Here is a 22,458-nt window from a genome sequence, read left to right as displayed (position 1 = left end):
CACGGGCGGCGCCCGTCGTTTATCTCTTCAGGTTGACGAGGACGTCCATCAGGTCCGAACCGGTCTGGAAGACCTTGGAATTGGCGGTGTAGCTGCGCTGCRCCGCAATCATGTTGGTCAGCTCCTCGGCGATATYGACGTTGGAATTTTCGAGCGCTCCGGAGACGATGGAGCCGAGCTTGCCTTCATTGGCAAAGCCGATGCGCACGGCGCCGGAGTCGGGGCTCTGCACATAGACGTTGCCGGGCATTGCGGTGAGGTTGTCGGGGCTCTGAACGTCGGCCAGCGGGATTTTGTACAGCGCCTTGGTCGACCCGTCCGCGAACTGCGCGTAGATGACGCCGTCCTGGCCGATCTGGACCTTCTGGATGGAGCTCGGCGCGTTGCCGTTGACCTTGGCGTCGGCGACGGTGAAGCCGGTGCCGAGCTGGGTCACCTTGGAGAGATCGAGGTTCAGCGTCGAGCCGCCCGGCACGGTGAAGGAGATGCTGTCGGTTGCGCCGGTGAGCTTGCCCGTGGTGGTGTCGAAGGTGAGGTTCGTCGATGCCAGCGCGCCGCCGGTATAGGGGAAGGAAGTGCCGGGAGTCGCCTTCGACTGGTCGAAGACCGAGACTTGCCAGGTGCCGGCGCCGGTGTTGGTGAAATAGACGTCGAGCAGCTTCTTGTTGCCGAGATCGTCATAGGCGACCAGCGACGTTTTCGACGTGTACTGGGCCGAAGCGCTGTTGGTCGAGGGCAGGCTGCCGGCCGCGACGGGAGTGGCGCCTGCCGGCAGGTTGCCGCTGAAGACGCCTTCCGTGCTCGGCGTCGCCGTCATTTCCTGGTCGGAGATCTGTACCGGCACGAGGCCTTCGAAGCCGTTGGCGGTCGCTGCCGGCTCGCCATTGGCGTAGCTGTAGGCCATGAGCTGGTAGCCCGCGGCATTGACCAGCCGGCCCTGCGCGTCCGGTACGAAGGAGCCGGCGCGGGTGAGGTAGGGTGTGCCGCTGGCGTCCTGCACGACGAAGAAGCCGTCGCCGTTGACGGCAAGGTCGGACACCGAGGTGGTGTAGGTCATGACGCCCTGCGTGCTGACGGCCGAGCGGATCGTCGTCGTCACGCCGCCGGAATTATAGGCGCCGCCGGTGCCGGGCATGATCMGGGACGAGAACTCGGCCGAAGAGCGCTTGTAGCCGGTGGTGTCGGAGTTGGCGATGTTGTCAGCCACCGCGGACAAGCGGTTGGCCTGCGCGTTCATACCGGAAACGCCGGTCCGCATCATTCCGTAGAGGCTCATCGATGGATCTCCGCAGTGCCTGGGTAGGAGGCCATGAAACTATGCCTCGTGTCTTGCGCGAGGCTGGCGCGGGATGGGCCTTGGGCGGCCATCAGAACACCAGCCGATAGCCGAGGAACCTCTTGGAATCGATTGGATCGTGGCCGAGCTTCTCACGCAGCTTCTTGCGCAGCTTCGAGATGTGGCTCTCCACCACGTTCTCCTCGACCTCTTCGTCGAAGATGCCATAGATGGCGTTGAAGACCTGCGTCTTGGTCACGCGCCGGCCGCGGTTGCTGGCCAGGTATTCCAGGATGCGCCGCTCGCGCCGCGGCAGCGGCAGCGGCTCGCCGTCGATCTCCGGATCGCGGCCGTCCATGAAGATGCGCATCGAGCCGACTTCGGTGTACGCGGCCTCTTCGGAGCCGCGGCGGCGGATGGCGGTGATGCGGGCGAGGATCTCGCGGATATGGACCGGCTTGCGGACGACATCGTCGACGCCGCTTTCGAACAGCCGCAACGTATGTTCGAGCGAGTGCTGTTCGCTGAGCGCGATCACCGGCGCGCCGGTGCGGTCGCGGATCTGGCGCGGCGATATCGCGCCGTCGCGGCAGTCGCCGATGAGAAAGGCCCTGACGGATCTGAGATCGGTGTCGGCGGCGGAACTCACCCACTCGCCGAATTCGCCTGGCGCGAAGCCGGCCGTGGCTACTCCCTCGCGATCGAAAAGTGAAGAGTAGCCCTCTGTCACGAGCTCTCGCTCGTCAACGATCACGATCATCGGCCCGCCCTCCGAATCAAATTCACTTGCCCCGTGCGGAAAGGGGTACCCGGCTCGGCGAATCCTGGAAAACCATCATTTCTTGTAGCTATTTTCTTGGGAGTTTTTTGGAGGCCGTAATAAAGCCGGTTGTGCAAGTGTATTCGCGCCGAACTGTCGGCTGACGATATTGGCGCCGGTTAGCATGCCGGCGACGGTCGATCGGTGTTCGAAGAGTGGCAACTATTGATTGCAGAAGGCGCTGGCGTTCGATGTCCATTTGCCGAAGCCGGTGGCGACCATGTTGGCGATGACACGGCAGACATAGACCTTCTGCGCCGGGTCGTTGTCGGGGCCGGCATGATAGCGGGCGACGGCCATCGACCAAGTCATGTGCCTAGCATGCAGGCTCACCAGGAAGCGCGYCGCGTAGTCGACATTCTGATGCGGGTCGAGCATGTCCTCGACGCTGCGGAACTGGGCGCCGTGATAGCGATGGTTGATCTGCATGCAGCCGAGATCGATCAGCGTCTTGCCCTCGCGCCGTGCATTCTCGAATGTGGCGAGCGCTTCGCCGCGGCTGTGGGGAAAGATGGCTTTTCCCTCTATATTCAAAGCATTAGGCTGCAGGCTGCCCTTCTTTCCGGTCTCCGTCAGGCCGACCGCGTAAAGGATGCCGGCGGGCACGCCGTAGCGGTCGGCGGCGCGCAGGATCTCCGGCTCGCAGGGATTGGCCGCGGCGCTGGCCGCGCTGACGGCGAAACTAGATATACATATCGTCGTCAGCGCGCTCGCGAAGAGGCGAAGCGGCACGACTGAATTCTTGTGCGCCATTGCCATCGTTCCTTCCCGGTTGCCGGTCGCCGCCCGCGCTGTTGCCGCCCGAGTTCCCGGGCTGGAACGAAGGCTGGTCGCGGCCTGTCGACATCGGCATGGCGCTGCTTGCGTCAACGCGGCTGGCCGCATGCGCTGCTATCGAAGGTTGCAGGATCGTAACCTTGTCGACATCGAAGCCGAGGCTGCGCATGGACTTGACGATAGCGTCGCTGTCGGCGGTGAGACGGTGATATGCCTCGTGTGTCTGCGGCTTCATCTCAATCGAAAGTTGCTCGCCCGACAGCCGCAGGCTGGCGGTGACCGATCCGAGCTCCGAAGGATGGAGCTCGATCTTGAGCACATGTGTCGGAACGGCAACAGAATTGGTCGTCTGCGAGCCTGCCGAGGCGGTTGCGAAGGCCTGCTGAACGCCCTTGTCGGAGGCAAGCGTTTCAACCAGCGCCGATGCCGTCTGGCCGATCGGGTTTTGCGCCGGCGCCGGGAAGCTCTGCTGGCTGACGACTTCCATGCGTGCGGCGGAAGAAGACGGCTTGCCCGGTGTCTGCTGCGTGGCCGACTGCGATTGTTGCGCGGTCTTGGCGGCAGAGGCCGGCCGCCAGCCTTGTGGCGGCACCAGGCCGTCCGCCTGCGGTTCGTTGCCTTGCGCCGGCATGATCTTGGCATCGCTGCGGCCCGGCATGTCGAGAGCCCCGTCCGCCTTGAGCGGCTTCTGCCCGAAGTCAGGCCCGTGGTCTTCAGCCGACGTCGAACGGGTGGATCGCGACTGCGGCTCGCCGGAACCGTCGACCGCCGCGCGCTTGCCCGGGCGCAGCGGCAATTGCAGTGATCCGTGTCCGCCGGCGCCATCGTCACCGTCGGTGCAACCTTTGTCGCCCGCGCCCGACGACTGCGCGAAATGCTTCATGTCGCTCAGCGCCATCAGCAATGGCAGGCGATCCTGCAGCGGCGCGGAATCGCTGGTTTGTGCTGTGCTATCATTGTCCGCCCCCGGCTTTGCGTCTCCGGCACTGTTCTTCGTGGCCTTTCCCGTGGTCGCTTTCGACGGGGCGGTTTTCCCCCCGGGGTCCTGGTCCGGCTCCTCTTTGCCAGTGGCAGATGAGCGCTCTGCGAGATGTGCGTCCGGCGTTACCGGTCCGGCGGCATGTCTGCTCTGCGGCCGATCTGATTTTTCCGCCCCGTTCACCATCTCGCCGAAATTCTGATCCTTGTCCTTGCCGCCGGCTGCGTGCTGCCGAGGCTGACTCGAAGCAAAGCCCGGCAGGGTCTGGTTGACGCTGGTCATTTGGGAGCTGCTCCGAGGAGTTGGTCGATCTGGTCGAGCTGACGGCGCGTGCTGGTCACCGCCGCGTCGATCGGGTCTTGCGCATCGGTCGTCGCCACCGGCGCGGATGCCTGCACAACCGGCGCGGCGCCAGTCGGTGCGGGAGCTGCCGCCGGCGTCTCAGCCGGCTGCGGGGCGGGGGGCGGCGAAACCGCGGACGCGTCTTTCGCCGGATCGCTCGCCGCGACCACCGGATCGCTTGACGCGACCGCCGGCTGGTCGGGCATCGCCCCTTCAACCGGAGGCAAGTCCGCATTGGCCGGATCGGCCGAGGCCTCAGCCGCGGATTTCGCGTCCTCGCCTTTTGCGGCGGTTGCCGGTGCGGCGTCGGCTTTCACGGCCGCTTTCACCGGCGCCACGACTTCGCCTGCGACAGCCTGCGCGGCGTCGAGCAGGTCGCGGTCGCTTTGCGAAAGCTTGCCCCGATCGATCTTGCCGAGCTTGGCACGGACTTCATCGACACTGGCCGATGTCATGGTGGAAAGGCCCGAATAGAGCTGGGTGCGCGGGTCATCCTGGTTGCCGTTGCCGTTGCGGCCCAGCTCTGCCTTGGCCGAGGCGAAAGCCGACAGCTCCGTCATGCCGTCGATCGCGGCGTGGCGCGCGATACGCAGATAGATCACCTTCTCGCGCTCGGGGTCCATCATCGAGGTGATGTCGGCGATCTTGTCCTGGCTGATCGCCATGTGCAGCGCGATGATGCCGGAAACGAAGGCATCGGCGAACTGGCTGGCGTAGGGCGAATAGAGGTAGGACGCGACATACTGGGTCGAGGCCAGCGCGAAGCGGGCAGCATCGCCCTGCGCGGCCGCGATGCCGACGGAGCGGCGAAGCGCAGCCTCCTCGACGAGCGTGCCGGGGCTGAGCAGGCGCGCCTCGTCGAGCAGCCTAAGCGCTGTCGCCGGGTCATCGGCCGCAAGCAGCGAGCCCTTGACCAGCGCCAGGAAGGCGCCGATGTCGGCGGGCACGCTCATCGGATCGATCGGCTTCAGCGTTTCGATGGCCTCGGCCGGCCGGCCGTTCAGATAGGCGACGACGCCCTTGGCGATGGCGAGGCTTTGCGGATCGGTCATCGCGCGCGAAGCCGCCGCCGCGACCGTCACCGGATTGCCGCCGCTCATGCCGTAGACCAGCAAGGCGCGGAAATTCTTCGGCTCCTTGAAATCCCCGGCATTGGCATCGCGCATCCGGGCGTCGATCATTTCGAGGAGCTTTGCCTGCATCGGCAGCGCGGCATGATCGCCGCCGGCAATGCGGTCCTGGATCAGCTGCAGCGAGCGCACCAGCTGATAGGGCTGCAACGCCTCCTGCGCGGAGGCCGCCGATGGCGATCCTGCCGCGAGCAATAACAGCGCTATCGCGCCGCCGATGACGCTCCCGCCCTTCATCCGCCGGCCGTCAGCAGGATTTCGATGCGCCGGTTCGCGGCCGCCATCGGATCGGAGGCGATCTTGGGCTGCCGGTCGGCGAAGCCCGCGACCTCGGTGATGCGGCTTTCGTCGACGCCGCCGCGCACCAGCATGTAGTAGGCCGAATGGGCGCGCGCGGTGGACAGCCGCCAGTTGTCGTAGGTGTCGCTTCGGAACGGCCGCGCGTCGGTGTGGCCGCTGATGGTGATGGTGCCCTTCTTCTGGTTGACGATGTGGCCGATCTTTTCCATCGCCAGCACCAGCTCACGGCGCGRCATGGCCGAGCCGATCTCGAACATGCCGAAATCGAGCTGGTCGGTGATCGAAATGACGACACCCTTGTCGGTGGCCTCGACGGAGACGCCGTCGGCGAGCTTTTCGCCGGGCAGGAATGCCTTGGCGAGTTCCTTCTTGATGTCCGCCGCTTCCTGGAGGGCGGCTTTGCTCGGCGTCTTGCCGCCCTTGTCGGCGGCCTGCTCTTGTTCGGTCTTTTCCGCCTCTGCCGCCTCGGCTTTAGCGTCGCCGGCCGCAGCCTCGCGCTTGTCGGTTTCGGCTTTCCCGCCCTGCGCCCTCTCGGCCTTGCTGCCTTCACTCGATGGCTTCCCGGACTCGCCCTGCGCGGCTTTTTCCGGGGTTGCCAGCGGCTCGAGCGGYGCGGCCGTGAGCGGAGGTGCAGCCGGAACGGCCTTCACCTTCGGCACAGCGACGGTGGCGACTTTCTCGCCGGGCTTGGCCGGATCCCCGTCGATCCTGGCGCGCTCGGCGGTGGCCTCGGCGCCGGGCGCCGCCACCTGCTGCGACCAGAAATCCGGCGCGAATGGATCGCGATAGGATTCGCCGCCGGACGCGCCGGTCGCCGGACCGGACGTCTGGGCGCCGCCTTCGCCCTTGGCGCTGACATTCTGCATCACGCCCGTATCGGCGGCGATCTCGGCCAGCACGGCGTAGGGATCGGCAAACAGCTTCTCATCGGAGAGCTGGGCATCCTGCGCCCCGTCCTTCGTCTGCCGGCGTTCGGAGGAGCCGGCGCCGCCCTTGCCGTCATCGCCCGCCTTGGTCGCGCCCTGCTGCGGGTTGTCCGCTGTCAGCCCGACCTTGCTCGGGCCGTCGCCCAAATCTTCCAGGCCCTTGCGGCTGGAGTTGCGGTCGATCAGCTCGACCGGATTGAAATAGCTGGCGACGRCTGCCTTGGTCTGCTCGTTGGCGGCGTTGATCAGCCACATGACGAGGAAGAAGCACATCATTGCCGTCATGAAGTCGGCGAAAGCGATCTTCCACACGCCACCATGGTGATCGTCGTCGTGACCGTCGTGATTGCGCTTGACGATGATGATCTCGTGCCGGGGGTCGGCATGGCCGACGGTGCTCATGACAAGACCTCCGACAAGGACGCCGACCACTCGGCGATACGCGTCTCGAACACCGTTTCGTCAATGGTGACCGTCAGGTCGAAGCCCGGCGCTTCGGTGAAGTCGAGATTGGCGGCGCGGGACCCGAGCGACGCCTTCAGCGGCTCGAACAGCGAGAGTGGTCCTTGGACACCGATACGCACGGCCTCGCTGTCGGCGACCGCAGTGACGATGGCGTGCGAAAGCGCCTGCAGCGAACGTCGCTGAAGGTCGTCGCTGAGAAGGCCGCCGACGATGCGGGCGACGGTCGCGCCGGCAAGCTCGGCAACGCGCCGCTCCATGGCTTCGATCCGCGTGGCGACCGCGGCGCCAAGATCGCCGCCGAAGCTTTCCAGGAAAGCTTTGGCCGCATCGTCACTGGCCTGACGCTCGGCGTCGAGCGCAGCCTGGTGGGAGAGCGCAAGGCGCGCCTCGAGCGCTGCCTCCGCGTCGGCAACCGCCTCTGCGATCAGCGCGCCGATATCGGCCTGCGGCGCCGGCGCGGCCGGCATGTGTTGGACGTCACCGTGATCTTTCGGCACCTGGCTGGCTGCCGAGGTCCGCGACCCGAAATCGGGCAGGAGATCGAAGAGGGCTGCCGAGGCCATGGCCTAACCCACGGCTTCCGGGGCGGCCGCCCATTTGCGCAGGATCTGCGCGGTGCGCTCCTCGTTGAGATCGACCATGCGGGCTAGCCGCTCCTGCGGCGCCGGCCGGATCTTCTGGCGCAGGTCGTCGAGCGGCGTTGCGCCGGCGCGCGCGCCAGGCAGGGCGCCGGCCGGGGTCTCGGCGGTGATCGCGGCGACGGGCGCATCGGGCGTCGGCAAGGAACGCTGCACGTCGTCGAAGCTCGGGCCGGCAATGGCCGCGGGCTTCGCCGACGCCGTCAGCGCCGCGGCCATCGGCTTCAGGCCGAAGAAGGCCACCAGGAAGACGACGACGATGAAGGCGCCGGCATTGATCAGCGTGCCGGTATAGGTGCCGATCGAGGCGAGGATGCCCGGTTGCTCGATAGGCTCGCCGTCGAGGCCGTTGATGAACTCGACCGCGGACACGTCGATGACGTCGCCGCGCTTGTCGTCGAAGCCGGTCGCCGAGGCGACCATCTTCTGGATATCGGCGACGCGTTTGGCGATCTGCTCCGGGGTGGCGTCCTTGCCGAGGATTGTCTTCAACCGATCCTGGTTGACGACGACCGCGATCGACATCTTGTTGACCGTGTAGCCGTTCGAAACGGTCGCGATCTTCTTCGAGTTGATCTCGTAGTTGGTGATCTCCTCCTTGCGGTCGTTCTGCGAGGAGGATTGCGGTCCCTCGGTGGTGGTGGTCTGCGTCTCGGGCAGGTTCTGCTCGACGCTGGTCGGCGTCGAGGCCTGCTTCTGGTTGCTGGCCTCGTTGGTCTTGACCGATTGCACCGAACGCTCGACGCGCGAGTTCGGATCGAAGATCGTCTCCTCGGTCTGACGGGTGTCGGTGTTGACGTCGGCCTTGACGCTGGCGCGGAAATTGTCCGGGCCGAGATAAGGAGTCAGTGCCCGGCGGATGTTGTCGCCGATCTGCGTCTCGACCGTCTGCTCGATGCCGAGCGTGCGGGCAGCGCTCGTGTTGGACGGGTCGTCGCCGGCGGCCAAAAGGTTGCCGTTGGAATCGAGCACCGTGACCTTGTCGGCCGAGAGGCCCGGAACAGCCGCGGCAACGAGGTGGCGGATCGACATGGCGCTCTTTTCGGCATCGTTGCCGGCATAGCGGATGACCACCGAGGCGGAGGGCTGCTGCTCGTCGCGGCGGAAATTGGCGCGCTCGGACATGACGATGTGGACGCGCGCCGCCTTGACGCCCGAGATCGACTGGATGGTGCGCGCGATCTCGCCTTCCAGCGCGCGCACGCGGGTGATCTGCTGCATGAAGGAGGTGAGGCCGAGCGAGCCGACATTGTCGAACAGCTCGTAACCGGCATTGGCGCTGGTCGGCAGGCCTTTCTCGGCAAGCAGCATGCGCGCCTGCGCGGTGGTGCCGGCCGGCACCAGCACGGAGGTACCGTCGGAGCCGACATCGAAGCCGATGCCGGCGTCGGCCAGCACCAGGCCGATCTGGTTGACGTCGGAACGCTCGAGGCCGACATAGAGCGTCTCATAGGCCGGACGGTTGAGATAGACGGACGCGATGCCGATGACGGCCATGACCAGGGCCGCGATGCCGCCCATGAGCGCCAGACGCCGCACGCCGAAGCTCTTCAAATTCGCGATGATGCCCTGGATCTGTTCCGGCACGATTCAACCGCTCCCAGCATGACTGTCCGCCGGAAGACTAGACCGCGAAGCTTGTGCGAGGATGATAGGGCGTGCCGCCAAAGAGCCAGCAAGATGCTGAACGCGCACTTTCCTTCCGGGCAACGAAAAAAGGCCGCGTTTCAGATGCGGCCTTTTCGTCGGTCGATGGTGATCAGGCGGCTTAGCCGTTCTTGAACAGCTGCAGGATCGACTGCGAGGAGCTGTTGGCGATCGACAGGGACTGGATGCCGAGCTGCTGCTGGACCTGGAGCGCCTGCAGGCGCGTCGATTCCTTGTTCATGTCGGCATCGACGAGCTGGCCGACGCCGCGATCGATGGAGTCCATCAGGCTCTGCGTGAAGGTCTTCTGCAGGTCGATCGAGCTCTTGGCGGCGCCGAGCACGGTGGCGGCGTCGGTAAGCTGACTCATGACGTTGTCGATCTTGGTGACCATCTGCGTGATGATGTCGTCGGTCACGCCCGTCGCCGTGATGTCGAGATTGAAGGCGGAGACGTTGTCGATCTTGACGGGCGTGCCCGACACCGCGGCCTGGCCGGCGGTGTTGGCGGCGATGTCGGTGTTGCCGGCGGCGATCGAGGCCGCATAGGCGGCATCATATGCCGATTGGTCCGCGGCGGTGGAATAGATCGAAGTCTTGCGATCGAGAATGCCCTGGTTCTTGACGGCCGTGGAGAGGCCGGAATCGAACAGCTTGGTGCTCTCGACATCGATGTCGATCGTTCCAAGCGAAATGGCGCCCGACGACGAGCGATTGAACGAGGAGACGATCTTGGCATCCGGCTGGACACCGTCATTGGCGGCTGCAACYTGCGTGGACGTCACCGACAGGTAGTTCGAGCCGGAGAAGGTGGCGGCGTCGGCGAAGGATTTCATCTGCGCCTGAAGCGCGGTGATTTCGGTCTGCGTCTTGGCCTTGTTGGCATCCGACTGGCCGACGGCCGACAAAAGCTTGGTCTTGATCTTGCCGATGGTGTCCAGCACGTTGTTCATGCCGGTATAAGCGGTGTCGACCTTCGAGGCGCCGAGGCCGAGCGCGTCCTGCACGGTCGACAGCGCCGAGTTGTCGGATCGCATCGTGGTGGCGATCGACCAATAGGCAGCGTTGTCGGAGGCCTCGGAAACCCGATAGCCGGTGGAGATCCTCGACTGCGTCTGCTCGAGCGACTTGTTGGTGGCGTTGAGGCTTTGAAGTGCAGTCAACGCCGCAGCGTTCGTCATGATGCTCGCCAAGAAACTCGCTCCTTCTCAAAAGCCGGCATGCCACACAGGCCGGGTCTCGACCTGCCCATCGGTTGCGATCGTGCCGGTCGGGGCCGAGTCGGCAACCTGTCGTATTCATTGGTTAACCATACCTAGCGCGATATGGTTAATGGCCTGTTAAAAGTAGGCTTTCGAGACGTTAAGAAACGAAGATTGCGCGGGCCTTGAGCAAAGCAATTCCAGGAAAAGTGTGAAACGGTTCTCCAACCGGAATTGCTTCGAAGCAAATAGAGACGAAGCGGTTCACCGTTTCCGTGAAACGGCGAACCGCCCCAATAAAAAATCGGGCCGCGCTTTTGGCGCGGCCCGATGCTTTAGCCTGGTCAGTATAGAGCGATCAGCCGCGGAAGAGCGACAGGATCGACTGCGACGAGCCGTTGGCGATCGACAACGCCTGAACACCGAGCTGCTGCTGCACCTGCAGCGCCTGGAGGCGGGTCGATTCCTTGTTCATGTCGGCATCGACAAGCTGGCCGACGCCGCGGTCGATGGAGTCCATCAGGCTCGAGGTAAAGGTCTTCTGCAGGTCGATCGAGCTCTTGGCGGCGCCGAGCTTGGTCGCGGCGTTCGTCATGTCCTTCAGCGCGGCGTCGACGACCTTCATCATCTCTGCGATCTGGGTGTCGCTGGCAGCGGTCGTGCCGGAGAAGATCTTCATGGTGGCGACCGAATAGGTGTCGCCCGCCGCAGCTGCCGCACCCAGGGTCGGGTTTTGCGCGGTAGTGGTGACGGCGCCGGTCGCACCGACGCGGTCGGCGTCGAGGATGCCCTTCGACACGCCCGACGCCGTGCCTGCCTCATACAGCTTGATGCTTTCCACATTGACGTCGATCGTCGAGATCGAAACCGCGCCCGAAGCGTCGCGGTTGAAGGCCGAAACGATCTTGACGTCGGCCGCGCTCGTGGCAGTGGCGCCGCTGTTGACCGACAGCATGTTGGTGCCGGAGAAAGTGGCGCCGTCGGCATAGGCCTTCAGCTGGTCCTGAAGAGCCTTGATTTCGACCTGGGTCTTTTCCTTCGAAGCGTCCGTCTGGCCGTAGGACGCGGTCAGCTTCTGCTGGATCTGGTTGATGGTGGTGATCGCGCTGTCCATGCCGGTGTAGGCAGTGTCGACCTTCGAGGCGCCGAGGCCGAGCGCGTCCGAAACCGTGGACATGGCCTGGTTGTCGGAACGCATCGTGGTGGCGATCGACCAGTAAGCGGCGTTGTCGGAAGCCTGCGAGACGCGATAGCCCGTCGAGATGCGGGACTGGGTGGTGTCGAGGTTCTTCTGGGTGGCGTTCAAGCTCTGCAGAGCGGTCAACGCCGAGGCGTTGGTCATGATACTGGCCATGGTACTCGTACCTATTTTACAGGGATTTTTTTGACATACCGGCATGTCCGGTATGACGGTGCGGCATCATGCCAATGACCGTTCGACTGGGTCACCCGCCATCTGCGAGCGACTATGGCGGGAAGTCCCTACCAAAGACCTAAATCGGAGGGTTAATCGAAAATATATTGCGCAAAATTTGTACGGAACGGGACGTCATTTCGACGCCCGTCCGAGCATCGTCAGGTGAACGATCGCACCAGGCTGCCGACCAGAAGGTTCCAGCCGTCGATCAAGACGAAGAACAGGATCTTGAACGGCAGTGACACCACCGTAGGCGGCAGCATCATCATGCCCATGGCCATGGTGACGGTGGCGACGATGAGGTCGATGACGAGGAAGGGCAGCACGATGAGGAAGCCGATCTCGAAGCCGCGCCGGATTTCCGAGATCATGAAGGCCGGCACCAGGATGCGCAGGTCGACGGTTTCGCGCGAGACGGTCTGGCCGCGCTCGCGGGCGAGGTCGGCGAAGAGGTCGAAATCCTTGTCGCGCACATTGTGCAGCATGAAATCGCGGAACGGCCCGGAGATCTTCTCGAACGCCTCGCCTTGCGTGATCTGGTTGTCCATCAGCGGCTTCACGCCGGTGTTCCAGGCCTGGTCGAAGGTCGGCGCCATGACATAGAAGGTCATGAACAGCGACAGCGAGATCAGGATCAGGTTTGCCGGCGTCGATTGCAGGCCGATGCCGGCGCGCAGGATCGAGAAGGCGATGACGAAGCGGGTGAAGCTCGTCACCATGATCAGAAGGCCAGGCGCCACCGAAAGCACGGTGAGCAGGCCGAACATCTGGATCAGGTAGCCGACTGTCGTACCGTCGGCCTTGCCGATGCCGCCAAGATCGAGTTGCTGGGCCGCGGCGACGGACGTGGTGACGACAATGAGCGCCATGGCTATGAGGAATTTTCTCATTCGAGCAGCATCGTCCTGACGAGAACCTGTTTGACGTGGCCGGCGCTGCGCAGCGCCGCGCGCTCGTCGAGATCGGCCTTGAGATGCTGGTAGCCGCTGGCGCCTTCAATCTGGTGCAGCTTGAGCGTGCGCACGAATGCGAGCAGGTCCTGATGAACCTGCTCGGTCATTTCGGGCGGCTGGGGAGCATCATAGAGCAGCGACACCTCCAGCCGGATCCAGACGTCCGATGGCGAGGCGAGATTGGTGGTGATCGGCGCCAGTTGCGCGAGCGTCGGCCCGGCGGCCTTGCCGCCTTCGGCGGGTTTTTCCGCGGTGCCGGCGTTTTCCGGCGCCGCGGGCACCGGCGCCGGCGTTTCGCCTTGCTTGAGATAGCCGCCGGAAACCCAACCCATGCCGACGGCCGCGCCCGTCATGACCAGGAGCATGGCGAGCTGGATCACCAGGGAAGGTCCCTTCTTGGGCTGGACCTGCTCGACATTGGCCACGGCGGCGTTCTCCCGAACCTAGAAAGGAAGAACCTGGTCGAGGACCTGCTGGCCATAGGCCGGCTGCTGGACCTCGCTCACACGGCCTCGACCGCCATAGGAGATGCGCGCCTCGGCGATGCGCTCGTAAGGGATGGTGTTCTCCGCGCCGATGTCGGACGGACGAACCATGCCGGCGATGGTCAGCACGCGGAGCTCATAGTTGACCCGGACTTCCTGCGAGCCCCTGATCATCAGATTGCCGTTGGGCAGCACCTCGGTCACGACGGCGGCGACGTTGAGGGCGATGTCTTCCGAGCGCTTGATCTCGCCGTCGGCATTGGTCTCTGTGCTGGAGCTCAAGCCGGCGTCGCCCTTACCGCTTGTGCTCTTGCCGTCCCATCCGAGCGTGACGTCGTAGCCGAGCTTGCGCGCGGCGGTGCGGCTGCGGTCGTTCTGGTTCTTGAAATTGGCCCGGTCGTTGAGCCTGATGTTGACGGTAAGGATGTCGCCGGCGCGCAGCGCGCGCGGATCGGTAAAGAGCCGGCTCTGGCGGTCGTCCCACAGCGAAAACTTCTTCGGCCGCGAGGCCGGCGGCTCGGGATAGCTGTAGGGGCCGGAGGCACCGTCGCCGATACCGGAACCAACCGGCGATAAAGCGGGCTCCCTGCCGATCTCCTTGAAATTGGTGCCGCAGCCGGACAGCGCCGCTATCGCGACCAAGACAAAGAACTTCGACTTCATGACGGATCAACCCTTCGCGCCGCGCTGGCCATGATGCCGGTGAGAGTCGCCGCCGCCTTCTGGTCCATTTCGTTCAGGATGACGCCGGCCTTGCGTGAGTCGAGCTTCATCAGGATGGCCGCGGCGAGCTCGGCATTGACCATCGCCAGACGTTCGGCGGCAGCATCGGGCTTCATGCCGGCATAGATCTTGACGACGCCGTCCTCGGCGCGCGCTAGGAACACTTCGCGGCGCTTCAGCCATTCCTCGTATTCGGCCTTTTTTGCCTCCAACGCTTTCATGCGCTCATCGATGCCGGCCTGCAGCTGCTTCAATTCCTCGGCCTGAAGCGCATAGCGGCGGTCGCGCGCGGCGTCCGCAATGTTGGAGCAGAAGCGCTGGATCTCGCTTTCGTCGGGAGCCTTCCCCGCCGCGAGCGCGGCCGGCTGGGCCGATGCCGTCTCGCGCGTCAGTTCGGCCGGCTGAGCCGGCGTCTGACCGCCGGGCAGGACCTGCCGGACTTCCTCGGCGCCGACGGAAACGCTGCCGACAAGCGCGGCCGCCGCCGCGGCGGCGATCATTGTGAGGGGGTGACGTGTCTTCGAGGAGAAAAGCGCGATCATCGGCGTGCCTATTGGAGGACCAGGTCGGCCTGCAAGGCGCCGGCCGATTTGATGCCTTGCAGGATGGCGATGATGCCGTCGGGCTTCACGCCGAGGCGGTTGAGGCCGGAGACAAGCGTTTCGAGATCAGGGCCGTCGAGCACGGCAACACGCGCGTCGGGCCGGCTCGCCTCGATGGCGGTGAAGGGCTCGACTGCGGTCTGTCCCCTCGAGAAGGGTTCGGGCTGGACCACCTTAGGCGCTTCGGTGATACGCACCGTAAGGGTGCCATGGCTGATCGCCACGCGAGAGATCCGAACATTGTTGCCGATGACGATGGTGCCGGTGCGCTCGTCGATGACGACGCGGGCAGGGGCGTCCGATTCGACGACAAGATTCTCGATCTCGGCGTAGAAACGCGCGGCGGAGACGTTCTTCGGCCGCCTGATCTGCACCGTGCGCGCATCGCGCTCGGCGGCGACACGCATGCCGAAGCGCTGCGAAGTGTAATCGTTGATGGCGTCGGCGATGCGGATGGCGGTGGAGAAATCGGGATTGCGCAATTGCAGCGTCAACACGCCCTGGTCGTCGAACTCGGCCGGCACGGCACGCTCGACGATGGCGCCGTTGGGCACGCGGCCGGCGGTCGGCACGCCCTGAGTGAGTTCTTCGGCCTGGCCCTTGGCGGTGAAACCGCCGACGATCACCGAGCCCTGTCCCACGGCATAGATCTCACCGTCCGCCGCCTTGAGCGGAGTCATCACCAGCGTGCCGCCAGCGAGCGAGGTGGCGTCGCCCATCGAGGAGACGTCGATGTCGATGCGGGCGCCCGACTGGACGAAGGGCGGCATGTTGGCGGTGACGATGACGGCGGCCACGTTCTTGGCGCGCGCGCTGCCGCCTTCGGTGGCGATGCCGAGATTCTCCAGCATGGCGCGGATCGACTGTTCGGTGAAGGGCGAGTTGCGCAGGCTGTCGCCGGTGCCGGCAAGGCCGATCACCAGGCCGTAGCCGACGAGCTGGTTATCGCGCGCGCTCTGCAGCTGGGCGATGTCCTTGATGCGCGCGGCGACCTGGCCGGGCGGCAGCGTGCTTGGACCGGTCGAGACCCGGAACATGCGCTGGGTCGTGGCCGGATCATATTCCGGATCGTCGTAGACGCCGCCATTCTTCTGCGCGAGCTCGCGCTTGGCCTTGGGCGTCAGCCCATCCGCCAATGCCGGCTGAAGGCCGATGACGGCGCTCAGCAGAAGGACGAAGGCGCGCATCACGAAGCGCCGACCTTGATGGTGCCGTCGGCCATCACCGTGCCCGAGATGATCTTGCCGCTGTCGATGTTGCGGATCTTGATCTGGTCGCCGGCGGCACCTGGCTGCAGCGTGACGCCGGCCGCCGAGATGGTCAGCGCGCCGGCGGTGAAATAGACCTGCACGGAAGCGCCCTGCTCGACCAGCCAGGCCTCGCGGATGGCGGTGACCGGGATGTAGCGGCCAGGCAGAAGCGTGCGCTTGGCGACCTTGCCCTGAAGCTCCTCGGAGCGCGTCGCCATGCCGTCGGGCTTGTGCTTGCCGGGGATGAGCGTCACCTGCTTGAGCGAGCCGGGCTCGATGGTCTCGCCGGGATAGATGACCCGGTTGGGGATCAGCACGGCCTCGCCGGCGGGCTGGCCGGCTGCGATCTGGTTTGCCGACTGACCGGTCGTGTCCTGCGCGAAAGCCGGCATGCCGGCGGCCACCAGGACGGTGGCCAGCGCGGCGCGACGGAGCGCGGAGGAGATCGACCGGGCCATCATCCGTTACCTGATGTTCTTGGAGACCACCGAGGCCATATCGTCGGCGGCCTGGATGACCTTGGAGTTCATTTCGTAGGCACGCTGTGCCGAAATCAGCTCGGTGATTTCCTTGACCGGATCGACGTTGGAGGATTCCAGATAACCCTGCTGGATCGTGGCGAAACCCGGGTCGCCGGGCACGCCGACATTGGCCGGGCCCGAGGCAGCCGTTTCCTGGAAGAGGTTGTCGCCGAGCGGCGCCAGGCCTGCTTCGTTGGCGAAGTTGGCGATCTGAAGCTGGCCGAGCAGCTGCAAATTCGTCTGACCGTCCAAGCGGGCAAAGACCTGGCCGGTCTTGTTGACGATCACCTCGACCGCGTCGGTCGGCACGGTGATGGCCGGAATGACCTCGGCGCCGTCGACGGTCACCAACTGCCCGGTGGCGTTGGTGTTGAAGGCGCCGGCGCGCGAGTAGAGCGTGCCGCCATCGGCTCCCTGGATCTGGAACCAGCCCCTGCCGGTCAAGGCCAGGTCGAAGCTGTTGCCGGTGCTGGCCAACTCGCCTTGCGTGTGGACGTTGCGCACAGCCGTCGTCTTGACGCCAAGACCGATCGAGACGCCTTCCGGCACCAGTGAGGTGTTGGAGCGGTTGGGCACGCCCTGCGTGCGGTCGACCTGGTAGAGCAGGTCGGAGAACTCGGCCCGCGCCCGCTTGTAGCCGGTGGTGTTGATGTTGGCGATGTTGTTGGCGATGACTTCCAGGTTGGTCTGCTGGGCGTTCATGCCGGTGGCGGCGATGGCAAGGGCTTTCATGACGCGGTCCTAGATACTCATGCGACTGATTTCGAGATAGGCCGAGACGACCTTGTCGCGGATGGCGATGGTGGTCTGCAGCGCCTGCTGGGCGCTCAGCACCGCATCGACGACCTGGCGCGTGTCGGCGTCGCCCTTCAGCGCCTGGATCGACATCTGCTCGGCGCCCTGCAGCGTGTTGACGGTTTTCGTCGCCGCCTGGCTGAGGACTTCGGCGAAGCTGCTGCCGACGCTTTCGCTTGCCTGCGTTCCGATGCCGCCTTGCAGCAGACCCGGTGAAGCCTGCTCCGCTCCGTCGACTGCCGTCTTGAATTGTATTGCCCCGATACCGCCGATCATTACTGGTTCCTCATCAGGTCGATGGTCATGGAAATCAGATCGCGAGCCTGCTTGATGACCTGCAGGTTGGCTTCATAGGAGCGGTTCGCCTCGCTCATGTCGGCCATTTCGACCAACGTGTTGACGTTGGGCATCTTGACGTACCCTTTGTCGTCGGCGGCTTCGTTGCCGGGCTGGAATTCGATCGGGAAGTCCGAAGGATCGCGGGAGATCGCGCTGACTTCCACCAGCGAGCCGCCGGTCGCGCGATCGACCTCGGACTGGAAGGTGATGGTCTTGCGGCGATAGGGATCGGCGCCCGGCGTGTTGCCGGTCGACTGGGCGTTGGCGAGGTTTTCCGAGACCACGCGCAGGCGTTCCGACTGGGCGCCGAGGCCGGAGGCCGCGACTTTGAGGGCTGCGGTGAGGGCATCCATGGTCAGCTCTTCACCACCATCGTCATCATCGAATGGAAGGCCTTGACGATCGCCGTGTTGAGCTCGAAGGAGCGGCGGACCTCGCCGGCCTTCATCAGCTCCTGTTCGAGAACCACGGTGTTTTTCGACGGCATGATCGCGCCGTCGGGATCCTCGGGCTTGACGTTGAAGCCGGCATTGGCCGTTTCGGCGCCTAGGTGGCCGGCCTGCGTGGCGGCAAGCGTCACGGCGGTCCGGTCGAGCACCTTCTCGAACGGCTCGACGTCATTGGCGGTGTAGCCCGGCGTGTTGGCATTGGCGATGTTGGAGGCAATCGTCGACTGGCGCACGGCCAGCCATTGCGACTGCCGCGTGGCGAGATCGAAAAGATTTACCGGTTCCATGGGAATCTCCGGGGCAAGTACGCGCAAGACTAGGCGGCCAGTCTTGCGCGGACCTTGCGCGCGGGGCGGCCACATGGCCCGGCATAATTACTTGGAGAGCTGGATCACCTTGTCGGCGCTGGTGACGATCACCCATCTGCCGCCGCGCTGCTCGATCGAGGCGACGCGGCTGGAATCAGGCAGGATAGAGCCGCGCTGGACGAGCCACAGACCGGTATCGTCCTCGATCATGGCGCGGCCGTTGGCGACATGCACCATCTTGAATTCCGAAGCGGCGGCAGGGAAGGGCTGGTCGGCGGGCGGCGGCGCGGGATCGTCCTCGACCGTTCCGGTGGCAAAGAGGTCTATATCGGCATTGGGAACGTCCTTGGCCGTCAGCGGCCCGCTGCGTTGGGCCACGACGCCGCCGCCCTCGCGCCCGGCATTGCTGCCGCTGCCGCCGAACTTGATGGTCTGGACGCCGAACTGTTCCTGGTTGAAGAAGATGTACCAGGGGAACAACGCGCAGATGAGGCCGAGCGTGATGCCGAGCGCGGCGATGACGAAATCGCTTCGGCGGTCGGCGCTCCTGTCGACCAGGCGCGGGAACTGGGCTTTCGGTGGCTCCGGCCATTCGGTGCGGGGAAAGAGCCCGTCAAGCAGGGAATCGCGGCTGGCCTGCGCGACATCGGCCGTCTCGGCGGTGGATGGCCGCGGCGGATGCGGCCTGTCGGCTCTGGTCAGGAGAGCCGTTGCCTTCTGTGTCCTGGCATGCGCGGCCTTCTCCTTGGCAGTCCTTGCCGCGTCGGCCTCGGCTCTCTCCGCCGCCTCGGCCTCGGCAAGCATGTCGCGCAACATGCGCTCGGTGTATTGGAGCTCAGTCTCCTTGATCGCCATTCAGCTTCCCCTTGAGATGGCGGGCGAGATCGGCGAACGGATCGGCCGACGCGCGGTCCCTCGGCGATTGCGTGAGCGCCTCGTAGATCAGCGGCACCTGGCGCACCGCGTTGTCGAGCTCGGCGTCGGCGCCGCTCTGGTAGGCGCCCAGCAGGCGGATGTCGCGCGTATCCTCGAAGCGCGCGATCATCGATTTCAGCTTTGTCACCAGCATGCGCTGCTCCGGGCTCCAGGCCTTGTCGGCAAGGCGCGAGATCGACGACAGCGGATTGACCGGCGGATAGCGGCCCTGCTCGGCGATCGCGCGGTCGAGCACGACATGGCCGTCGAGGATGCCGCGCACCGAATCGGCGACCGGATCGTTGTGGTCGTCGCCGTCGACCAGCACGGAAATAATGGCGGTGATCGAGCCTTTTCCCTCGGCGCCGGGGCCGGCGCGTTCGAGCAACTTCGGCAGGTCGGTGAAGACCGAGGCCGGATAGCCGCGCGCCACCGGCGGTTCGCCGGTTCCGGTCGCCACCTCGCGCAGCGCATGCGCGAAACGGGTGATGGAATCCAGCACCAGCAGCACGCGGTGACCCTGGTCGCGGAAATGCTCGGCCACGCACATGGCGGTGTCGGGCGCGCGCCGGCGCATCATGGCGCTTTCGTCGCTGGTGGCCACGACGGCGACGGTCTTGGTCATGCTCTCGGCGCCGATCGTGTCCTCGAGGAATTCGCGCACTTCGCGGCCGCGCTCGCCGATCAGCGCCACGACGACGGTATCGAAGGCCTCGGCGCCTGCGAGCATGGCAAGCAGCGTCGACTTGCCGACGCCGGACCCGGCGAAAATGCCGAGCCGCTGGCCGAAGCAGAGCGGGGTGAAGATGTCGATCACCCTGACGCCGGTCAGGAAGCCGGTGCCGACGCGCTGGCGCGCCAAGGCGCCGGGCGTCGCGCCATGCGCTGCATCCGCCGCATTCGGCCTGATCAGCGGCGGGCCGCCGTCAATGGCGCGGGTCAATGCGTCGATGGCGCGCCCGCGCCAGGAGACATGCGGCGTGACCGCGAGAGGCCCGCGGCGAAAGACGGCGTCGCCGATGCCGGCATCGGCGCTGCGCTCGAAAGGGGCGACCACCACCTCGTCGCTGCCGATCTTGACGATCTCGCCGCGTCGCGCGCCGGCCTTGCCGCGCTGCTCGACGATGTCGCCGAGCCTGGCAATCCCGGACAGGCCGCGGACCTTGTAATGCGTCGGCGATATCTCGGCGATGCGGCCGCCGCGCGACAGCAGCGCCTGCGGATCGTCGAACCGCCGCCAGATGCGTTCGAGCGCGGCCAGCCTGTCGGTCTGTCCGGTGTCCGCCGGGCTCTCGGAGGCGCGCAACAGGGACGAGCCGGTCGTCATGCCGTCACTTCGAGCCGAGCGTCTTGATCGCGTCGTCGGTGGAGGAATCGGTCTGCCGCATCAGCGCCGCCGTGTTCTCGAAAGCGCGCTGCACCTGGATCAGCCGGGTCATTTCCAGCACCGGGTTGACGTTCGACTCCTCCAGGAACCCTTGAGCGACACCGACGTCCGAACGATCGGTGACAGGTTCGGGCGTGCGCGCCGGAACGATGCCCGAATTGCCGTAGCGGACGAAATTCTCGCCGGGGTCGAAATTGTAGAGGCCGATGGCGCCGACCAGCTGGTCGTTCTGCCTGAGCGAGCCGTCGGCGCCTGCCTTGGGCGGGCCGTTGCGCGGATCGAGCTGGATCGGAGCGCCACCGCCGTCCAGCACCGGATAGCCTTCGATCGACATCAATTCGCCGTTCTCGTTCATGGAGAAGCGGCCGTCACGCGTCATAACCGTGCCGGCGGGGGTTTCGATGGCGAACCAGGCATCGCCCTGGATGGCGAAATCGAACGGGTTGCCGGTTTCGGTCAGCGCGCCATGCGCGCCGGAAAGATAGGTCTTGCCGGAAGAGGCGAAGGAGACCGATTTCGGCCCGGTGCCCGAGACCACGTCCTCAAACTTCACGCCGGTGGCGCGAAAGCCGATGGTCGAGGCGTTTGCGACGTTGTCGGCGATGGTGTCGAGACGACGCTCGAGCGCGATCTGAGAGGAAAGGGCGACGTAAAGACTGTCCTGCATGATCTTCTCAGAACTTCAACTGCTGCATGGCCATCATCAGATCGGTGGAGATGCCGACAGTGGTCGGCTGCGCGAAGAGCACGCTGACCGACGTCACCGCCGTCGAGGTCGGATGGGCGATCTCGTACATGCTGGTGAAGCGGGTCAGAAACTTGCCGAGCTTCTCGGGGTCGGTGAAGTCCTTGATGTCGAGCTTCTGCCCGAAGAGCTGCGCCTGCTTGTCGATGTCGGCGGTGGCGAAGGAATCCGGCAGGCCGAGCGCGGTACGCACCACGCTGGCTAAAGCGGTGTCGGCCAGCACGTCGTACCAGCTGGTGATATCGGGCGCCTTGCGCTGGAAATAGAGCGCCAGCCGCACGCCTTCGTTGGTCTGGCCGGCGTCCTCCTCCAATGTCTGGCGCAGATACATGTCGACGGTCGGCTGCTGCGCAGTGACGCGCGTGGTGGTCGTATCGCCGTACTGCGCGAAGTTGAAAGCGGCGGCGAGCCCGGCATAGGCCTTGTTGGTCTGCTGGTTGGCGACGCTGTCGGGATCCTTCACGCCGCCTTGCAGGACGGACTTGATCAGATCCTTGTCCTCGGTGACCGAATCCAGGCCGAACGCGGCCAGCGCGTAGGTGTAGAGCCGGTCGTTCGACATCAGGTCGTCGATCGACTTCACCTTGGTGATGTTGGCGAGATAGTAGGTCGTCTCGCCTTTCACATAGTCCGAATCCGGATCAAGGCCCGCGATCTCAGCCTGCGTGGCGTAGTTCGCCGTAACCTGCTGCTGTGTCGGGTTGTAGACCGTCGCATTGGCGCCGTCGGCAGCGAAGTTGAAGGCAGCGACGAACTGGGCGTAGCGCTTGTCGGTCAGCTTGTTGGCGAAGCTGTCGGGATCGGAGACGCCTTCCTTCAGCGCCTTGACCATGAAGGCCTTGGCGTAGTCCATGTCCTCGAGCCCGTAGGCCTTCATGGCATATTTGAACAGGCGGTCGTTGTTGACGAAATCGTCGATCGATTTCACCTTGGTGATGTTGGCCAGATAGTATTGGGTGTCGCGATCCACCGTCGGCTGCTGCTCGATGCGGGCGATAGACTTGGGGATGTCTTTGGCGATCAACTGATAGCTGATATAGGTACTGAGCAAAGGGCATGCCTCCGGCC

Annotated in this window: 24 protein-coding genes; all 24 read right to left on the bottom strand. The window is 65.0% G+C overall.

Translation table 11 applies throughout. The features are described 5' to 3' along the window. Window positions 1-19: 19 nt before the first annotated feature. Window positions 20-1,276, bottom strand: coding sequence for a flagellar hook protein FlgE (locus LCM4577_RS05375; protein WP_071070077.1), 1,257 nt, complete (start codon window positions 1,274-1,276; stop codon window positions 20-22). Window positions 1,277-1,367: 91 nt separating this feature from the next. Next, on the bottom strand, window positions 1,368-2,036 hold the full coding sequence (locus LCM4577_RS05370) for a response regulator transcription factor (protein WP_040989981.1): 669 nt from the start codon (window positions 2,034-2,036) through the stop codon (window positions 1,368-1,370). 222 nt (window positions 2,037-2,258) lie between these two features. Next, on the bottom strand, window positions 2,259-2,849 hold the full coding sequence (locus tag LCM4577_RS05365) for a transglycosylase SLT domain-containing protein (protein WP_083354641.1): 591 nt from the start codon (window positions 2,847-2,849) through the stop codon (window positions 2,259-2,261). Further along, window positions 2,779-4,134 (bottom strand): flagellar hook-length control protein FliK, encoded by a 1,356-nt coding sequence (locus tag LCM4577_RS05360; protein WP_071070075.1) that lies wholly within the window; start codon window positions 4,132-4,134, stop codon window positions 2,779-2,781. Before LCM4577_RS05360 ends, LCM4577_RS05365 begins: the two co-directional genes overlap by 71 nt. Next, on the bottom strand, window positions 4,131-5,561 hold the full coding sequence (locus tag LCM4577_RS05355) for a chemotaxis protein MotC (protein ID WP_071070073.1): 1,431 nt from the start codon (window positions 5,559-5,561) through the stop codon (window positions 4,131-4,133). Before LCM4577_RS05355 ends, LCM4577_RS05360 begins: the two co-directional genes overlap by 4 nt. Further along, window positions 5,558-6,952, bottom strand: coding sequence for a MotB family protein (locus LCM4577_RS05350; RefSeq protein ID WP_071070071.1), 1,395 nt, complete (start codon window positions 6,950-6,952; stop codon window positions 5,558-5,560). Before LCM4577_RS05350 ends, LCM4577_RS05355 begins: the two co-directional genes overlap by 4 nt. Continuing rightward, on the bottom strand, window positions 6,949-7,578 hold the full coding sequence (locus LCM4577_RS05345; protein ID WP_071070070.1) for a hypothetical protein: 630 nt from the start codon (window positions 7,576-7,578) through the stop codon (window positions 6,949-6,951). The genes LCM4577_RS05350 and LCM4577_RS05345 overlap by 4 nt, the downstream gene beginning before the upstream one ends. 3 nt (window positions 7,579-7,581) lie before the next feature. Further along, window positions 7,582-9,240, bottom strand: coding sequence for a flagellar basal-body MS-ring/collar protein FliF (gene fliF, locus LCM4577_RS05340; RefSeq protein ID WP_071070068.1), 1,659 nt, complete (start codon window positions 9,238-9,240; stop codon window positions 7,582-7,584). 181 nt (window positions 9,241-9,421) lie between these two features. Then, entirely contained in the window at window positions 9,422-10,492 is a 1,071-nt protein-coding gene (locus tag LCM4577_RS05335) for a flagellin (RefSeq protein ID WP_041004698.1), read from the bottom strand. A gap of 367 nt (window positions 10,493-10,859) precedes the next feature. Continuing rightward, window positions 10,860-11,855, bottom strand: coding sequence for a flagellin (locus LCM4577_RS05330; protein ID WP_040989968.1), 996 nt, complete (start codon window positions 11,853-11,855; stop codon window positions 10,860-10,862). 221 nt (window positions 11,856-12,076) lie between these two features. Continuing rightward, on the bottom strand, window positions 12,077-12,808 hold the full coding sequence (fliP, locus tag LCM4577_RS05325; protein WP_071070066.1) for a flagellar type III secretion system pore protein FliP: 732 nt from the start codon (window positions 12,806-12,808) through the stop codon (window positions 12,077-12,079). Then, window positions 12,805-13,296 (bottom strand): flagellar basal body-associated protein FliL, encoded by a 492-nt coding sequence (gene fliL, locus LCM4577_RS05320; RefSeq protein ID WP_071033003.1) that lies wholly within the window; start codon window positions 13,294-13,296, stop codon window positions 12,805-12,807. Before fliL ends, fliP begins: the two co-directional genes overlap by 4 nt. Window positions 13,297-13,314: 18 nt before the next feature. After that, window positions 13,315-14,019: a flagellar basal body L-ring protein FlgH gene (gene flgH / locus LCM4577_RS05315; protein WP_040989963.1), complete on the bottom strand. Its 705-nt coding sequence runs from the start codon at window positions 14,017-14,019 to the stop codon at window positions 13,315-13,317. After that, complete coding sequence (locus LCM4577_RS05310) at window positions 14,016-14,621, bottom strand: MotE family protein (RefSeq protein ID WP_071070064.1); 606 nt, start codon at window positions 14,619-14,621, stop codon at window positions 14,016-14,018. The genes flgH and LCM4577_RS05310 overlap by 4 nt, the downstream gene beginning before the upstream one ends. A gap of 8 nt (window positions 14,622-14,629) precedes the next feature. After that, window positions 14,630-15,718 (bottom strand): flagellar basal body P-ring protein FlgI, encoded by a 1,089-nt coding sequence (locus tag LCM4577_RS05305; RefSeq protein ID WP_244508244.1) that lies wholly within the window; start codon window positions 15,716-15,718, stop codon window positions 14,630-14,632. Between the two features lie 149 nt (window positions 15,719-15,867). After that, window positions 15,868-16,389 carry a flagellar basal body P-ring formation chaperone FlgA gene (gene flgA / locus LCM4577_RS05300; RefSeq protein WP_041012831.1) on the bottom strand — a complete coding sequence of 174 codons (522 nt, stop codon included), beginning with the start codon at window positions 16,387-16,389 and terminating at the stop codon, window positions 15,868-15,870. A gap of 6 nt (window positions 16,390-16,395) precedes the next feature. Beyond that, a complete protein-coding gene (flgG, locus tag LCM4577_RS05295) occupies window positions 16,396-17,184 on the bottom strand; it encodes a flagellar basal-body rod protein FlgG (RefSeq protein WP_040997112.1) in 789 nt (262 codons plus the stop codon). Window positions 17,185-17,193: 9 nt separating this feature from the next. Next, window positions 17,194-17,523, bottom strand: coding sequence for a flagellar hook-basal body complex protein FliE (locus LCM4577_RS05290; RefSeq protein WP_040989955.1), 330 nt, complete (start codon window positions 17,521-17,523; stop codon window positions 17,194-17,196). Beyond that, window positions 17,523-17,939 carry a flagellar basal body rod protein FlgC gene (gene flgC / locus LCM4577_RS05285; RefSeq protein WP_040989953.1) on the bottom strand — a complete coding sequence of 139 codons (417 nt, stop codon included), beginning with the start codon at window positions 17,937-17,939 and terminating at the stop codon, window positions 17,523-17,525. Before flgC ends, LCM4577_RS05290 begins: the two co-directional genes overlap by 1 nt. A gap of 2 nt (window positions 17,940-17,941) precedes the next feature. Continuing rightward, window positions 17,942-18,322, bottom strand: coding sequence for a flagellar basal body rod protein FlgB (flgB, locus tag LCM4577_RS05280; protein ID WP_071033007.1), 381 nt, complete (start codon window positions 18,320-18,322; stop codon window positions 17,942-17,944). 87 nt (window positions 18,323-18,409) lie between these two features. Next, a complete protein-coding gene (locus LCM4577_RS05275) occupies window positions 18,410-19,198 on the bottom strand; it encodes a hypothetical protein (protein WP_071033008.1) in 789 nt (262 codons plus the stop codon). Next, window positions 19,179-20,585 (bottom strand): flagellar protein export ATPase FliI, encoded by a 1,407-nt coding sequence (gene fliI, locus LCM4577_RS05270; protein ID WP_071070060.1) that lies wholly within the window; start codon window positions 20,583-20,585, stop codon window positions 19,179-19,181. Before fliI ends, LCM4577_RS05275 begins: the two co-directional genes overlap by 20 nt. Window positions 20,586-20,589: 4 nt before the next feature. Continuing rightward, window positions 20,590-21,312, bottom strand: a complete 723-nt coding sequence (gene flgF / locus LCM4577_RS05265) for a flagellar basal-body rod protein FlgF (RefSeq protein WP_041012679.1) — start codon at window positions 21,310-21,312, stop codon at window positions 20,590-20,592. Between the two features lie 7 nt (window positions 21,313-21,319). Beyond that, complete coding sequence (locus LCM4577_RS05260; RefSeq protein ID WP_071070058.1) at window positions 21,320-22,441, bottom strand: DUF1217 domain-containing protein; 1,122 nt, start codon at window positions 22,439-22,441, stop codon at window positions 21,320-21,322. Window positions 22,442-22,458: the final 17 nt, after the last annotated feature.

The sequence above is a fragment of the Mesorhizobium sp. LCM 4577 genome, from assembly GCF_001854795.2.
Taxonomy (GTDB): domain Bacteria; phylum Pseudomonadota; class Alphaproteobacteria; order Rhizobiales; family Rhizobiaceae; genus Mesorhizobium; species Mesorhizobium plurifarium.
The sequence above is the reverse complement of the archived record's forward strand: the minus strand, read 5'-3'. Positions and strand labels throughout refer to the sequence as shown.

Excerpts from the sequence above, each read along its gene's own strand:
- LCM4577_RS05370 (WP_040989981.1), bottom strand. The coding sequence starts at position 2,036 with ATGATCGTGATCGTTGACGAGCGAGAGCTCGTGACAGAGGGCTACTCT.
- LCM4577_RS05360 (WP_071070075.1), bottom strand. The coding sequence starts at position 4,134 with ATGACCAGCGTCAACCAGACCCTGCCGGGCTTTGCTTCGAGTCAGCCT.
- LCM4577_RS05355 (WP_071070073.1), bottom strand. The coding sequence starts at position 5,561 with ATGAAGGGCGGGAGCGTCATCGGCGGCGCGATAGCGCTGTTATTGCTC.
- LCM4577_RS05345 (WP_071070070.1), bottom strand. The coding sequence starts at position 7,578 with ATGGCCTCGGCAGCCCTCTTCGATCTCCTGCCCGATTTCGGGTCGCGG.
- LCM4577_RS05330 (WP_040989968.1), bottom strand. The coding sequence starts at position 11,855 with ATGGCCAGTATCATGACCAACGCCTCGGCGTTGACCGCTCTGCAGAGC.
- fliP (WP_071070066.1), bottom strand. The coding sequence starts at position 12,808 with ATGAGAAAATTCCTCATAGCCATGGCGCTCATTGTCGTCACCACGTCC.
- flgH (WP_040989963.1), bottom strand. The coding sequence starts at position 14,019 with ATGAAGTCGAAGTTCTTTGTCTTGGTCGCGATAGCGGCGCTGTCCGGC.
- LCM4577_RS05310 (WP_071070064.1), bottom strand. The coding sequence starts at position 14,621 with ATGATCGCGCTTTTCTCCTCGAAGACACGTCACCCCCTCACAATGATC.
- LCM4577_RS05305 (WP_244508244.1), bottom strand. The coding sequence starts at position 15,718 with ATGTTCCGGGTCTCGACCGGTCCAAGCACGCTGCCGCCCGGCCAGGTC.
- flgA (WP_041012831.1), bottom strand. The coding sequence starts at position 16,389 with ATGGCCCGGTCGATCTCCTCCGCGCTCCGTCGCGCCGCGCTGGCCACC.
- flgG (WP_040997112.1), bottom strand. The coding sequence starts at position 17,184 with ATGAAAGCCCTTGCCATCGCCGCCACCGGCATGAACGCCCAGCAGACC.
- LCM4577_RS05290 (WP_040989955.1), bottom strand. The coding sequence starts at position 17,523 with ATGATCGGCGGTATCGGGGCAATACAATTCAAGACGGCAGTCGACGGA.
- flgC (WP_040989953.1), bottom strand. The coding sequence starts at position 17,939 with ATGGATGCCCTCACCGCAGCCCTCAAAGTCGCGGCCTCCGGCCTCGGC.
- flgB (WP_071033007.1), bottom strand. The coding sequence starts at position 18,322 with ATGGAACCGGTAAATCTTTTCGATCTCGCCACGCGGCAGTCGCAATGG.
- LCM4577_RS05275 (WP_071033008.1), bottom strand. The coding sequence starts at position 19,198 with ATGGCGATCAAGGAGACTGAGCTCCAATACACCGAGCGCATGTTGCGC.
- fliI (WP_071070060.1), bottom strand. The coding sequence starts at position 20,585 with ATGACGACCGGCTCGTCCCTGTTGCGCGCCTCCGAGAGCCCGGCGGAC.
- flgF (WP_041012679.1), bottom strand. The coding sequence starts at position 21,312 with ATGCAGGACAGTCTTTACGTCGCCCTTTCCTCTCAGATCGCGCTCGAG.